The following is a 13342-nucleotide window of genomic DNA, read 5'->3' as shown; positions in this document are numbered from 1 at the left end:
GACTAAACCTCATTCACCTTATGCCCTTTCAGGGCGGTTCGTATTGAGTGATCCATCCGCAAGGCGGCAAACTGATCGGTACTGATATTGACGGCCTCAATCGCCGCTTTAATTTGCTCTACATCCGCACTGTCTTTACTCGCTCGCAGCCGTAATAATGATGCATCAATGGCGCTTCTTTCTTCGTCCTGTAACAAGTGGCCATCGGCAGCCAAGGCGGCATCGACAGCTTCAAGCACCCGTTCAGCCTCTACACGCTGCTCTTGCAGCATACGGGCATGCATGTCTTCTTTTGCATGCGCCATCGAGCCAGTGATCATGGTCATGATCTGCTCGTCGGTTAAACCATAAGACGGTTTCACTTCAATACTGGCGCTAACACCACTGCTTTTTTCCTGAGCAGTGACATGCAATAAACCATCAGCATCCACCTGAAAAGTAACCCGGATATGAGCACCACCAGCGGGCATTGGCGGGATATCATGCAATTCAAAACGGGCCAACGAACGGTTATCTGCTACCAGTTCGCGCTCACCTTGCAATACATGAATCGCCATCGCCGTCTGACCATCTTTAAAGGTGGTAAACTCCTGCGCTTTCGCTACCGGGATCACGGTATTACGGGGAATGATTTTTTCAACCAGCCCCCCCATAGTTTCCAGACCAAGTGACAGAGGAATCACATCCAGCAATAAGGTATCTTGCTCACTTTTGTTGCCTACCAATACGTTGGCTTGAATAGCCGCGCCAAGGGCCACCACCTGATCTGGGTTAATCGATGTCAGTGGCTCTTTACCAAACAGCTCAGCCACCGCTTGACGTACTCTGGGCACCCGAGTGGAACCGCCCACCATTACAATTTCAAGAATGTCATCAACCGTTAAACCAGCATCGCGCACAGTGGCTTTGCAAGCCGTCAGGGTTTTGCGCACCAAAGGTTGGATTAATTGCTCAAAGGTCGCGCGGTCCAATTGCCCACGGTGCTCACCCTCTTGTAGCGGCAAGACAAAATCAACATGATCGTGCTCGGTTAATTTTTCTTTTAAACGACGTGCTAATAATTTGTATTCACGCAGTCCTTGCGATGATTGCTCGGTTTCACCAGTTTGTTGTAACAACCAACCGACGATGGTCTGATCGAGATCATCACCACCCAAGGCCGAGTTTCCACCGGTTGCCAACACCTCAAAGACGCCTTTTTGCAATCGTAAAATAGAAATATCAAAGGTGCCGCCACCTAAATCATAAACGGCTATCACACCTTCCTGCTTGGAGTCTAAGCCGTAGGCCAAGGCCGCTGCTGTCGGTTCGTTCAACAGTCGAAGAACGTTTAAACCAGCCAGACGAGCAGCATCTTTTGTCGCCTGACGTTGCGCATCATCGAAATAAGCCGGTACGGTAATCACGACACCGGTTAACTCACCACCAAGCGCCTGCTCAGCCGTGACATGCAATTGCTTTAAGATTTCGGCGGAAACCTCTACTGGATTTTTCACCCCTTGCCGGGTACCAATAGCCAGTAAGCCTGATTGATCGACCAGCTTATAGGGTAAAGCTTCGGCCTGTTGGGATATTTCCTGATAGCCTCGTCCCATAAAGCGCTTCACAGACAAAATGGTATTCTCGGCATCAAATACCGCCGCATCCAACGCTTTCTGCCCCACTTCAACCAATTGCTCCTGACCATAACGAACGGCTGAAGGAACCATCACGGGGCCATCATCCCGGGTTAAGATCTGTGCTTCACCACTGCGCACCGAAGCCACCAGTGAATTGGTGGTCCCAAGATCAATGCCTGCGGCTAATTTATGTTGATGCGGAGCTGAGCTTTGCCCCGGTTCTGCAATTTGTAGTAATGCCATGAATATTAGTCTTGTCGTTGCTGCTCAATAAACTCGAGTTCTTGCTGGAGTTTATCAAAGAATTTGAGTTTGCGAAGTGTGGCAGCAGCCAGAGCGTCCGCTTCCGCGGTCTGCTTTGCAATAGCGGCGGACAATTCACTGCGAAGGTGTTGCTGCTGCTGTGAGAGTTCCTGTTCCAGTTGCTGCTGCAATGCCTCAGTTTGCTCCGGGGCAGCGGCAATCTCAGCCAATTGTTCACGCAACTCCATTTGCTGCATAAGAAAGTGCGTGTCCTGAAAGCTTTGCTGCTCATGCTTGAGCTCAACCCCACGTTGCTCAAGCAGATACTCTGCCCGAGACATAGGATGTTTCAGCGTTTGGAAGGCATCGTTGATCATCGCGGCCTGCTGCACCGATTGGCGGCGATCACGCTCGCTCGCATTGCCAAATTGATCGGGGTGAAACCGGCGTTGCAGTTCAAGATAATGGCGACTGAGCACGGTTAAATCCAGCTCCATATGCTCTGGCACGCCCAGTAGTTCAAAGTAATTCATTGTGACCAGCTCCTAGACAGTGAAGCTTTCACCACAACCACATTCGCCATTCACATTCGGGTTATTGAATTTAAAACCTTCATTCAGACCTTCGCGGGTAAAATCAAGCTCTGTACCATCAATGTAGATCAAACTCTTGCCATCGACGATCAACTTAACCCCCTGATCTTCAAAAACTTCATCATCCTGATTCAGATCGTCCACGAACTCGAGTACATAAGCAAGGCCAGAACAACCGGTTGTTTTTACCCCAACCCGAAGTCCCAAACCTTTACCACGATTATCCAAAAAATGGCGAACACGCTCCGCCGCAGCTGTCGTCATTGAAATCGCCATGCTTACTCCTGACCACCATGCTTCTGCTGGTAATCGGCGATTGCTGCTTTAATGGCATCCTCAGCTAAAATAGAACAGTGGATTTTCACCGGCGGCAAAGCCAGCTCTTGTGCAATATCCGTGTTCTTAATTTCCTGAGCCTGCGCCAGCGTTTTGCCTTTGACCCATTCGGTCACCAGAGAGCTGGAGGCAATGGCACTGCCACAACCGTAGGTTTTAAAACGCGCATCTTCGATGATGCCTTGCTCGTTTACTTTCAACTGTAAACGCATTACATCACCACAGGCGGGTGCGCCGACCATGCCAGTGGCGATGGTTGGATCATCTTTTTCAAAAGCACCCACATTGCGGGGGTTTTCATAATGATCAATTACTTTGCTGCTGTAAGCCATACCTGTTACCTCCTGAGTCAGTTAAGTGAGCGTTAGTGAGCAACCCACGCAACTGAATTTAAATCGATACCCTCTTTGTACATATCCCACAGTGGCGACATGTCACGAAGGCGCGCGATGGCGTCATTGACAATCTTGATGGTGTGGTCGATGTCGGCTTCAGTGGTGTAACGACCAATGCTGAAGCGGATCGAGCTATGTGCCAACTCATCACTCATGCCTAAGGCTCTGAGGACATAAGAAGGCTCCAGACTGGCTGATGTACAGGCTGAACCCGATGACACCGCAATATCTTTAAGGGCCATGATCAACGACTCACCTTCAACATAGTTAAAGCTGATGTTGGTAATGCCAGGCACACGCTGCGCCGCATCACCATTTAAAAACACTTGTTCAATATCTTTGACGCCATCCCACAAACGCTGACGCAAGGTTGCAAAGCGCTGACGTTCTTCAGCCATTTCTTCTTTGGCAATCCGAAAAGCTTCGCCCATACCCACAATTTGATGGGTTGCTAATGTGCCTGAACGCATACCACGCTCATGGCCGCCACCGTGTGTTTGCGCTTCTAAACGAATACGCGGTTTACGACGTACATACAGAGCGCCAACCCCTTTAGGGCCATAAATTTTATGCGCAGAAAACGACATCAAATCGACTTTGAGTTGCTGCAAGTCGATATCCACTTTACCAGCTGCTTGAGCCGCATCGACATGAAAAACAATGCCTTTTTCACGGCACAGTTCACCGATGGCTGGAATATCCTGCACCACACCGATCTCATTGTTGACAAACATAATGCTGATCAAAATAGTATCTGGGCGAATGGCTGCTTTAAGTGCTGCCATATCCACCAAACCGTCTGGCGTAACATCCAGGTAGGTGACTTCGTAGCCTTCCCGCTCCAGAGCACGCATGGTATCCAGCACCGCTTTGTGTTCGGTTTTTAAGGTAATTAAATGCTTGCCTTTTTTGTGATAAAAACCAGCTATACCTTTGATCGCTAAGTTATTTGACTCGGTGGCACCCGATGTCCAGACAATTTCACGCGGGTCCGCATTCACCAGTTCAGCAACCTGACTACGGGCCAGTTCGACCGCCTCTTCAGCTTGCCAGCCAAAGCGGTGAGAACGAGACGCCGGATTGCCGTATTGGCCATCCATCGTCATAAATTCCATCATTTTTTCTGCCACACGCTGATCAACCGGAGTTGTCGCCGCATAATCTAAATAAATAGGTAACTTCATTTTTGGCTCCACTTAGGCTGCCTACAGCTGGCAACTCACTTCAATATCATTCAGGGTACGGGGTGTTTTTTCCTGACGTTTAGCAACCACTTGTACGTCACTTTGCTGGACCAGTTCATCCAGAGTAATGCCCGCTAAGAAATCTTCAATGCGATGGCTTAAATCACTCCATAAGCTATGCGTTAAACAACGAACGCCTCCCTGGCAATCTGATTTGCCCTGACAACGCGTTGCATCAATGGACTCGTCCACAGCACTAATCACTTCAGCAATAGCAATGTCCGCTGAGGTTCGCCCCAACTGATAGCCACCGCCTGGTCCACGTACGCTGCTGACCAGGCCTTGCTTACGCAAGCGAGCAAAAAGTTGCTCTAAATACGACAAGGAAATTCCTTGACGCTCTGAAATATCAGCCAGGGATACCGGGCCACTTTGATGATGCAGAGCTACGTCTAACATCGCAGTCACTGCGTAGCGTCCTTTCGATGTCAATCTCATGTCATGCTCCAGATGGCATCGCCATCGCGCCTGTGATTCATGCCTGTTATTGTACATTCCTGACTGTTTTAGTCAAGTATTAAAGCCTAGTAATTTAGTCAGGTATTCAGGATGTCAAATCTCAGGATCAAAAGCTTCTAAATCATGTTTACGCTGTTTGGCAGCACGTAGTTCTGCTTTTTTAAAATCATCATCATCAACATCTACGCTCGGCATGTCTTCACACACATTGCCACCTAGCTCATTAATGCTGTGGCATAGCTCCCCTACCCGCTTATCCAGTACATGAATATGATCCAACATACGACCAATCGCATTGGCAACCGGATCGGGGTTATCTGCCGAGACAGCATAGGCATTAAAACCATACTTTTGTGCTAACTGTAACCGCTCATCATCCAGCTCAGCACCACTTTGAGCCACAACGCGGCCAGGAATACCCACTACGGTAGCCCCCATGGGAACATCTTTAACGACCACGGCATTGGAACCAATACGGGCGTTCTTACCTATCGTTAAGGGACCAAGTACTTTAGCACCAGCCCCAATCACAACGCCGTTTTCCAACGTTGGATGACGCTTGCCTGCGTTCCAGCTGGTTCCTCCCAAAGTGACACCATGGTACAAAGTACAATCATCACCAATCAATGCGGTTTCACCAATCACTACACCCATGCCATGATCAATAAAAAAACGGCGTCCGATGGTAGCTCCCGGATGAATTTCGACGCCAGTAAGCCAGCGCGCTATGGTACTTAAAAATCGAGCCAACCACTTCCAGTTGGCACACCATAGTCGGTGATTCATGCGGTGCCACCAGATAGCATGTAGCCCGGGATAGTTAGTAAGCACTTCAAAGGTTGTTCGCGCCGCGGGATCGCGTTCAAATACACTTTTGATATCTTCTTTTATGCCAGCAAACATCAGCGCTGTCCCTGCTCCGGCAGTACGGCTTTAATACGCTTTTGGATTGAAGTCAGGATACCGCGCAAAATATTGTATTCTGCTTCTTCCGGTCTGGCCCGGTTAAACATGCGTTTTAACTTGGTCATCACTAAGCCCGGATGCTGCCGCACAATAAAGCCAGTTTCATCTAACGTCTGCTCCAGATGCTGATAAAAGTTTTCCATTTGTGCAGAGCTTGGATACCGGGAATCAACCGCCTCAGGGATCGATTGCTGCCCGGCAAGGTAGGCAACCCGGGTCTCATAAGCAACAATTTGTACTGCCATGGCCAAATTCAAAGAACTGTAGTCCGGGTTGGCAGGTATACAGACATGGTAATTGCACAACTGCAGCTCTTCATTGGTTAAACCGTTATTTTCACGGCCAAACACCAAAGCTACTTCATGCTGAGGCGCTTCGGATATGGCAAGCTCACCACAGGCTCTGGGTTCCAGCATAGGCCAGGACAAAGTACGTGAGCGGGCACTGGCGCCGACTACGAGGCCGCAGTCTGCGACAGCAGGAGCTAAGCTGTCAAAATGTTCTGCCGAGCTTAAGAGCTTGCTGGCGCCCGCCGCTAACGCATAAGCGTGGCCATCCAGTTCAGTTTTAGGTTGAACAAGGCAGAGACGGCTAAGCCCCATGGTTTTCATCGCTCGCGCAACGGAGCCAATATTGCCGCTATGCGACGTGCCAACCAATACGATTTTAATACGCTCTAACATAAGTCACCCATAGTGAAGGACGAGCATTCTACCATAGCCGGTAAGGGCTGTGACACTCTCTAACGCTCCCAGGACAAATTTATTCACCCACGGGAGCAGCAGAACCATAAGACGTCTGGCCATCTATTTTAACAGCAAGCTCTGCTGATGTTAATCGCTGCTTTTTGTTGTTGGCTTTGATACACTATCGCCTAGCTTCAACGGTGTGAGTGGTGCTCTGTTTTATTTTTGCAGATGCGCACCGGGTGTTTTAGTGTCCATACTAACAAACTGACTTAAAAGGATACCCCTATGACTCTTAACCTTAAACGTATTGTACCTGTGGTGCTTTCTACGTTATTACTAAGCATTCCGGCTTCTGCTGCAGAGAGTGCGATTCAAGCCGCAGTTGATCACCCAAGCCGTAGCGACGTTAATAAAACTCGAGATCGCTACCGTAATCCTGTCGAAACACTCAGCTTTTTTGGCGTCACTCCATCCAGCCATGTGGTCGAAATTTCTCCTGGTGCTGGTTGGTATACCGAGATTTTAGCTCCACTGCTGCGCGAAGATGGCCAATTATACGCCGCTCACTTTCCTGCCTCCAGCAGCTCTGACTATGCCCAACGAACCTTGCAGGCTTTCAAAGCAAAAATGGCGGCTGACGAGATATACAGCAACGTTAAACTAACAGAGTTTGCAGCCGCTGACGGTGTTGAAATTGCTCCAGCCAATAGTGCAGATGTCGTGCTGACATTTCGGAACCTGCACAATTGGTACAATCAAGGACAAGAAGCAGCCATGCTCACTGCCTTTCATCATTTTTATACCGCGTTAAAGCCTGGTGGTGTACTCGGTGTCGTCGAGCATCGCTTGCCAGAAGATCGGCTGCAAACTGACTGGCAAGCGAGTGGTTACTTCCCACAAAGTCTGGCTATTGAACTGGCAGAACGTGTGGGCTTCGAGTTAGTCGCCACCAGTGAGATTAATAGCAACCCTCAAGACTCGGCAGATTACCCACGTGGTGTCTGGACGCTGCCTCCAAGTCTACGGCTGGGAGAACAAGACAGAGATCGCTATTTGGCCATTGGTGAGAGCGATCGTATGACGCTTAAATTTCGTAAACCTCAACAGTAAATATCGGAAATCCTAATGAATGTACTGGTAGTCGGCGGCGGTGGCCGCGAACATGCTCTGGCTTGGAAAGCCGCACAATCTCCTTTGGTCACCAAAGTCTTTGTAGCACCGGGCAATGCAGGCACAGCTTTAGAGCCTCAACTGGAAAACATTGCGATTGCAGCAGATGATGTCGAGGCTTTAAAAGCCTTTGCCATAGAGCACGCTATTGCTCTGACCATTGTCGGTCCTGAAGCACCATTGGCAAAAGGCATCGTTGATGCCTTTCGTGCCGATAAGTTGGCTATTTTTGGCCCGTCGCAAGCAGCCGCTCAACTGGAAAGCTCGAAAGCCTTTGCCAAGGACTTTCTGGCACGACATCAGATCCCAACGGCGGCCTACCAAACCTTCACCGACATTAACCCGGCAAAGGATTATGTGCAGCAACTAGGTACGCCCATTGTCATTAAAGCAGATGGCTTAGCCGCAGGTAAGGGAGTCATTATCGCCCAAACCGAAGCTGAAGCTTTCGCAGCCATCGATGATATGCTGGCAGGCAATAAGTTTGGCGATGCCGGCAGTCGGGTCGTCATTGAAGAGTTTTTAGTCGGTGAAGAAGCTTCTTTTATCGTCATGGTCGATGGTAGCTATGCCTTGCCTTTCGCTTCATCACAAGATCACAAAGCTCGTGATGAAGGTGATCAAGGCCCGAATACCGGTGGTATGGGTGCCTATTCACCAGCGCCAGTAGTAACGCCTGCCGTGCACGATTGGGTGATGAATGAAGTGATCAATCCAACCGTTCAGGGCATGGCCGCCGAAGGCAATGTATTTACCGGTTTTTTGTATGCTGGATTAATGATTGCTCCAGACGGTACTGCCAAGGTATTGGAGTTTAATTGCCGTTTTGGCGACCCGGAAACGCAACCTATCATGATGCGCTTGGAATCCGATCTAGTGGCTCTGTGTCTGGCTGCAGTGCAAGGCAAACTGGCTCAAAGTGAGATCAGCTTTACCTCGGAAGCAGCACTAGGCGTTGTGTTGGCAGCAGGTGGCTACCCGGATAGCTATGACAAGGGGCATGCGATTAGTGGCCTCGATACCGCTGACTCAACCAGAGCCAAAGTGTTCCACGCTGGAACCACACTGCAAGACGGTCAGGTACTGACCAGTGGTGGCCGAGTGCTTTGTGCCACAGCCTTAGGTGAAAATGTGACTGCAGCGCAACAAGCAGCCTATCAGCTAGTCGATACCATCAACTGGCAGGATATGTTTTATCGCAAAGACATCGGCTATCGAGCGGTGAATCGAGAGAACCAGCGCTAAATCAAGGTTCAGTCTGTTAAAGCCGACACTTCGTGTCGGTTTTTTTATGTCAGCACATTTATGTTAGCAAGGAGGATGCATCAAAGCGTCATCTGGCTGTGATAAGATAAACACTGACTGAGAATTAATATAAGCACGAGCCTATCTGCTCAATAGAGAAACGAACCAATGACTGTGTCTAAAGTTTTGCTTGGCCTGCTACTGCTGGGCCTGATCGGTTGCAGCCGTCCTGAGTTGCACTGTAATAGTGAGTTCACCCCAATCGCAACGATTCAGGGAGCTGGCGAGCAAAGCCCGCTTTATGGACAGGCGGTCATCACGCATGGTGTGATTACGGCTAAGGTGTATCCAGACTCTCCGCAAGCAGGGTGGATGCTGCAAAGCACAGATGCGGGTGCTGTCAGTGCATCATCACAAGCGCTGTTTGTAGCTGCAAGCCCAGAGCTTGAGCTGCTGCAACCTGGTCACGTCATCCGGATCCGTGGTACCGTTGAAGACATTGAGCAGCTCACCAGTCTGGTTGATGTCAGTGCTTTTCGGGTGTGCGATCAAGTAGAGCCTGAACCCGTCATCGTGCAACTTCCATTAGCAGAACACCTAAGCTGGGAAGCGTTAGAAGGCATGTGGCTTCGTTTCGAGCAGCCTCTGGTGATCAACAGTACTTATCAACTAGGCCGTTATGGCGAACTGACTCTAGCTGATAAGCGGCTTTGGACACCGACTCAAATTGTTGAGCCCGGCGAAGCGGCTAGAGCCCATGCAGCACTGCAGGAGCGCCGGATGCTGGTGCTCGATGATGGTTTATGGCAGCAAAACCCGGATCCTCTTTTATATCCCCCAGCAGGTTTGAGCGCGGAACAAGGTTTGCGCCTTGGCGATATCGTAACGGGCGTGGAGGGCGTATTATTTCAAGACCAACGCGGCTATCGCCTTGTACCAACCAGTCAGCCTGATTTTCAAGTAACAAACCCCCGGCCAGCTGCCATCGTCGCGAAGCAAGCCGGTGAGCTCAGAGTGGCCAGTTTTAATGTGCTGAATTTCTTTACCGGGGCCGATCAGCCCGAACCGTTCCCCACCCGTCGTGGTGCGCAACACGAAGAAGAGCTTCGCAGACAAACAGCCAAGCTGACCAGCGCGATTCTGGCGATGGATGCGGATATTGTCGGTTTAATTGAGCTGGAAAATAATGGCTATGATGAAGGCAGTGCTATCGCCACTCTGGTCACGGCGCTTAATCAACAGACCGAGCGTCCTTATCGTATGGTAACAACCGCTGAAACACCGGGTGGAGATGCTATCAAAGTTGGCCTCATTTACCGGCCGGATGCGGTGAGTGAAAGTGGGCAAGCGGCAACACAAACCGCTGCACCATTCACTCGCTTGCACCGTCCTCCAGTCGCCCAGACCTTTCATGATTTGCAGTCTGGCAAAGATATCACCATCAGTGTGAATCACTTTAAAGCCAAAGGCGGCTGCCCACGCAGCGATCACCCATTGTATAGCGAAATGCGCGATCAAGGAGATGGTCAATCATGCTGGAACGCAGCACGGGTTGAAGCGACGAAGGCACTGCATCAATGGCTGCAGCAGCACCCGACCGGTATCGACACTCCCTATCAAATTCTGATGGGCGATTTAAATGCATATCGAATGGAAGACCCGGTGCGCTGGCTCGAGCAGCAAGGCTGGCATTATCTCTCGGCCCACGATGACCAACCGTCCTACTCCTTCGTTTTTCGAGGTAAAAGTGGCTCGCTCGATCATGCACTTGCCAGCCCGGCTTTGGCCGCCCTGCCGATGGATGTGAAGCACTGGCCTATCAATGCAGACGAGCCGGTATTGTTGGAATATAGCTTTGGCTATAAAAGTGAGGGTATGCAAGAGCAACTATTCGCACCACACCCATACCGTTCATCCGATCATGACCCAGTTATCCTTACATTTAGCTTACAACCTTAACTGAACTGCCGGGCTAACTTCCAAAAATAGCCCGGCCTACCATGGTCAAAGCAGAAGCCATTCCCACGACCCAAATAATGGAACGTAAGCTGGCCAAATCAAACCAGTAACACAGCAAATAACCTAACCGGGACAGCACAAACAACCAAGCTAACGCTTCCGTAAAACCATCAATGGTACCGCTAATGGCCACTGCCAGGACAGCACAGGCATAGATGACTAAAGCTTCAAAGCTATTGTAGTGAGCCGCATTAGCTCGCTGGCCAAAACCTTGCAATCCGGCTTGCTGCTCGCGGGGATTATGGTTATCGTAACCTCCGGGTTGACGATGCATCGCAACCACTAAAGGTGCCTTTGCCAGATAAGGCAGCAACATGCATATAAATAATGTGAGTAGCAAGGTGGTCATGCGGATCTCCTTTTTCTAAGTTGAGGGTTGATAATGATGCAGCGACATATAGTAGCGCAATGGTTAGAGCCGTCTTCCGAGCACAATAAACGCTATCTCTGGGTTGATTTGGCCTTAATCCTGTTGATTGGGCTGAATATTATTGCCCTGATCCTGCAATCCATTGAGACGATCGATCACGTCTATCACCGTCACTTTTTTACTTCGAAATTTTTTCAATTACTGTGTTTACGCTGGAATATGGTACCCGGATCTGGAGTGTCGTAGATACCCCACTGTATCAGCAGCAAGCAGGCAGCCACTGGCAAAAGCGCTGGCGCTATATACGTTCACCACTGGCTATCATTGACTTACTGGCCATCTTGCCATTTTACCTTGGCTTCTTCATTCAAGCCGACTTGCGCTATCTGCGTGTGTTCCGGTTATTGCGAGTCTTCAAGCTCACCCGCTATTCACGAGCCATGCAATTGCTGATGAATGTATTTAAAGAAGAGCGTTATTCATTGTTTGCTGCTTTTTCTGTGCTGTTTATCATTATGCTGGTGGCTGCCTGTGCCATGTACACCCTGGAAAGAGACATACAACCCGAACATTTCAGCTCCATACCTCAAGCTATGTGGTGGTCGCTAGTCACATTAACCACCGTAGGCTATAAGCTATGTGGTGGTCGCTAGTCACATTAACCACCGTAGGCTATGGCGATGTTACTCCGGTCACCGACTTAGGCAAGTTGTTTGGGGGCTTAATTACCATCGTTGGCATTGGCATGGTAGCGCTACCTGCTGGCATATTGGCGTCCGGCTTTTCTGAACAGTTATCACGTCGACGCCAGTTCTACCAGTTGGCTTTGGATAAAGCGTTTCAAGACGGTCGCTTTGCAGCCGAAACTGAGCCCATGTTACAACGCCTGCGAGCTGAACTGGGGATCAGCCATACCGAAGCGGCCATTCTGCGTGAACTGATGGAGAAACGCTATCAAGCCACCCACCTTAATGACAAGAACTAATGCACTGAACCTTGCCTGTCTGCTCCGGGTCCGATAAGGTAAGTGTCTTATATCACTTGCGATGGATGATGTTGTGGCTCACAAGAACCCTATTATTGCGATTACTGGCTCATCTGGTGCCGGTACCAGCACCACTAGCAATGCGTTTCAACATATATTCCGTACTTTAGGGGTCGATGCCGCTTTTATAGAAGGGGATTGTTTTCATCGCTACAGTAGGCCTGAAATGGACTTAGCGGTACGCAAAGCGCATGAGCAAGGCAAGCACATCAGTTACTTTGGCCCCGAAGCCAACGACTTTGGTGCCTTGGAAGACTTTTTTGCCAGTTACAGCAGTAGTGGCGGTGGTAAGTACCGCAAGTACCTTCATACTTTTGAAGAAGCAGTTCCCTACAATCAATTACCTGGTACTTTTACTCCCTGGCAAGAACTCCGAGCCAATACTGATCTGTTATTTTATGAAGGTTTGCATGGTGGTGTGGTTACCGAGCAGCACAATGTGGCTCAGCATGTGGATTTATTGATTGGCATGGTGCCCATTGTCAACCTGGAATGGATCCAGAAAATTATCCGCGATACCCATGACCGGGGACACAGCCGCGAAGCGGTGATGACCAGCATTGTCCGCAGCATGGATGATTACATCAACTTTATCACGCCCCAATTCTCACGCACCCACATTAACTTCCAGCGGGTACCCACGGTGGATACCTCCAACCCATTCAGTGCCAAAGATATCCCATCACTGGATGAAAGCTTTGTGGTGGTGCGTTTTCGCGGCATTAAGCATGTCGACTTCCCCTATTACCTAAAAATGATCCACGGCTCCTTTATGTCGCGGGTCAATACACTGGTGGTGCCTGGCGGCAAGATGGGCCTGGCGATGGAGCTAATTTTAACGCCACTCATCGAAAACCTGATGAAAAAACGCGCCAGCGCCCGAGGTCAGTTGGATTGGCTGGGGCGTTAAGTTCGGTCAGCATCAGCAATAACAAAAAAACCGCTCAGC

16 protein-coding genes are annotated in these 13342 nt (G+C 49.7%); 7 read left to right on the top strand and 9 right to left on the bottom strand.

Going from position 1 to position 13342, the window contains the following annotated elements:
• Positions 1–2: 2 nt before the first annotated feature.
• The 8 genes from hscA to trmJ form a co-directional block, all read right to left on the bottom strand.
• A complete protein-coding gene (hscA, locus tag Q3O60_RS16020; protein ID WP_305894944.1) occupies positions 3–1862 on the bottom strand; it encodes a Fe-S protein assembly chaperone HscA in 1860 nt (619 codons plus the stop codon).
• A gap of 5 nt (positions 1863–1867) precedes the next feature.
• Positions 1868–2395, bottom strand: a complete 528-nt coding sequence (gene hscB, locus Q3O60_RS16015; protein WP_305894943.1) for a co-chaperone HscB — start codon at positions 2393–2395, stop codon at positions 1868–1870.
• A gap of 12 nt (positions 2396–2407) precedes the next feature.
• Positions 2408–2731: an iron-sulfur cluster assembly protein IscA gene (gene iscA / locus Q3O60_RS16010; protein ID WP_305894942.1), complete on the bottom strand. Its 324-nt coding sequence runs from the start codon at positions 2729–2731 to the stop codon at positions 2408–2410.
• Positions 2732–2733: 2 nt separating this feature from the next.
• A complete protein-coding gene (gene iscU / locus Q3O60_RS16005; protein WP_305894941.1) occupies positions 2734–3123 on the bottom strand; it encodes a Fe-S cluster assembly scaffold IscU in 390 nt (129 codons plus the stop codon).
• Positions 3124–3155: 32 nt separating this feature from the next.
• On the bottom strand, positions 3156–4370 hold the full coding sequence (locus Q3O60_RS16000; RefSeq protein ID WP_305894940.1) for an IscS subfamily cysteine desulfurase: 1215 nt from the start codon (positions 4368–4370) through the stop codon (positions 3156–3158).
• Positions 4371–4391: 21 nt separating this feature from the next.
• Positions 4392–4868, bottom strand: coding sequence for a Fe-S cluster assembly transcriptional regulator IscR (gene iscR / locus Q3O60_RS15995; protein WP_305894939.1), 477 nt, complete (start codon positions 4866–4868; stop codon positions 4392–4394).
• A 114-nt stretch (positions 4869–4982) separates the two neighbouring features.
• Positions 4983–5792, bottom strand: a complete 810-nt coding sequence (gene cysE / locus Q3O60_RS15990; protein WP_305894938.1) for a serine O-acetyltransferase — start codon at positions 5790–5792, stop codon at positions 4983–4985.
• The gene (gene trmJ, locus Q3O60_RS15985) at positions 5792–6538 is read right to left on the bottom strand and encodes a tRNA (cytosine(32)/uridine(32)-2'-O)-methyltransferase TrmJ (RefSeq protein WP_305894937.1); all 747 of its coding nucleotides are present in this window, start codon (positions 6536–6538) and stop codon (positions 5792–5794) included. Before trmJ ends, cysE begins: the two co-directional genes overlap by 1 nt.
• 291 nt (positions 6539–6829) lie before the next feature.
• On the opposite strand from trmJ, the gene Q3O60_RS15980 reads away from it, so the two are divergent.
• The 3 genes from Q3O60_RS15980 to Q3O60_RS15970 all read left to right on the top strand — a co-directional run bounded on the left by Q3O60_RS15980 (position 6830) and on the right by Q3O60_RS15970 (position 10918).
• Positions 6830–7654, top strand: a complete 825-nt coding sequence (locus Q3O60_RS15980; protein WP_305894936.1) for a class I SAM-dependent methyltransferase — start codon at positions 6830–6832, stop codon at positions 7652–7654.
• 15 nt (positions 7655–7669) lie between these two features.
• Positions 7670–8959 (top strand): phosphoribosylamine--glycine ligase, encoded by a 1290-nt coding sequence (purD, locus tag Q3O60_RS15975; RefSeq protein ID WP_305894935.1) that lies wholly within the window; start codon positions 7670–7672, stop codon positions 8957–8959.
• 168 nt (positions 8960–9127) lie between these two features.
• Entirely contained in the window at positions 9128–10918 is a 1791-nt protein-coding gene (locus tag Q3O60_RS15970; RefSeq protein WP_305894934.1) for an ExeM/NucH family extracellular endonuclease, read from the top strand.
• A 13-nt stretch (positions 10919–10931) separates the two neighbouring features.
• On the opposite strand, the gene Q3O60_RS15965 is transcribed toward Q3O60_RS15970, so the two are convergent.
• Positions 10932–11327, bottom strand: coding sequence for an MAPEG family protein (locus Q3O60_RS15965; RefSeq protein ID WP_305894933.1), 396 nt, complete (start codon positions 11325–11327; stop codon positions 10932–10934).
• A 33-nt stretch (positions 11328–11360) separates the two neighbouring features.
• Between Q3O60_RS15965 and Q3O60_RS15960 the strand changes: the two genes are divergently transcribed.
• From Q3O60_RS15960 to Q3O60_RS15945, 4 genes are all read left to right on the top strand, one after another.
• Positions 11361–11594, top strand: coding sequence for a hypothetical protein (locus Q3O60_RS15960; protein WP_305894932.1), 234 nt, complete (start codon positions 11361–11363; stop codon positions 11592–11594).
• The gene (locus Q3O60_RS15955) at positions 11552–12001 is read left to right on the top strand and encodes an ion transporter (protein WP_305894931.1); all 450 of its coding nucleotides are present in this window, start codon (positions 11552–11554) and stop codon (positions 11999–12001) included. Before Q3O60_RS15960 ends, Q3O60_RS15955 begins: the two co-directional genes overlap by 43 nt.
• Positions 11986–12333 (top strand): potassium channel family protein, encoded by a 348-nt coding sequence (locus Q3O60_RS15950; RefSeq protein ID WP_305894930.1) that lies wholly within the window; start codon positions 11986–11988, stop codon positions 12331–12333. Before Q3O60_RS15955 ends, Q3O60_RS15950 begins: the two co-directional genes overlap by 16 nt.
• Positions 12334–12406: 73 nt before the next feature.
• Positions 12407–13303 (top strand): phosphoribulokinase, encoded by an 897-nt coding sequence (locus Q3O60_RS15945; protein WP_305894929.1) that lies wholly within the window; start codon positions 12407–12409, stop codon positions 13301–13303.
• Positions 13304–13342: the final 39 nt, after the last annotated feature.

Source organism: Alkalimonas collagenimarina (genome assembly GCF_030717845.1).
In the GTDB taxonomy this organism is placed as follows: Bacteria; Pseudomonadota; Gammaproteobacteria; order Enterobacterales; family Alteromonadaceae; genus Alkalimonas; species Alkalimonas collagenimarina.
This window is presented reverse-complemented; position numbering and strand designations above follow the sequence as displayed.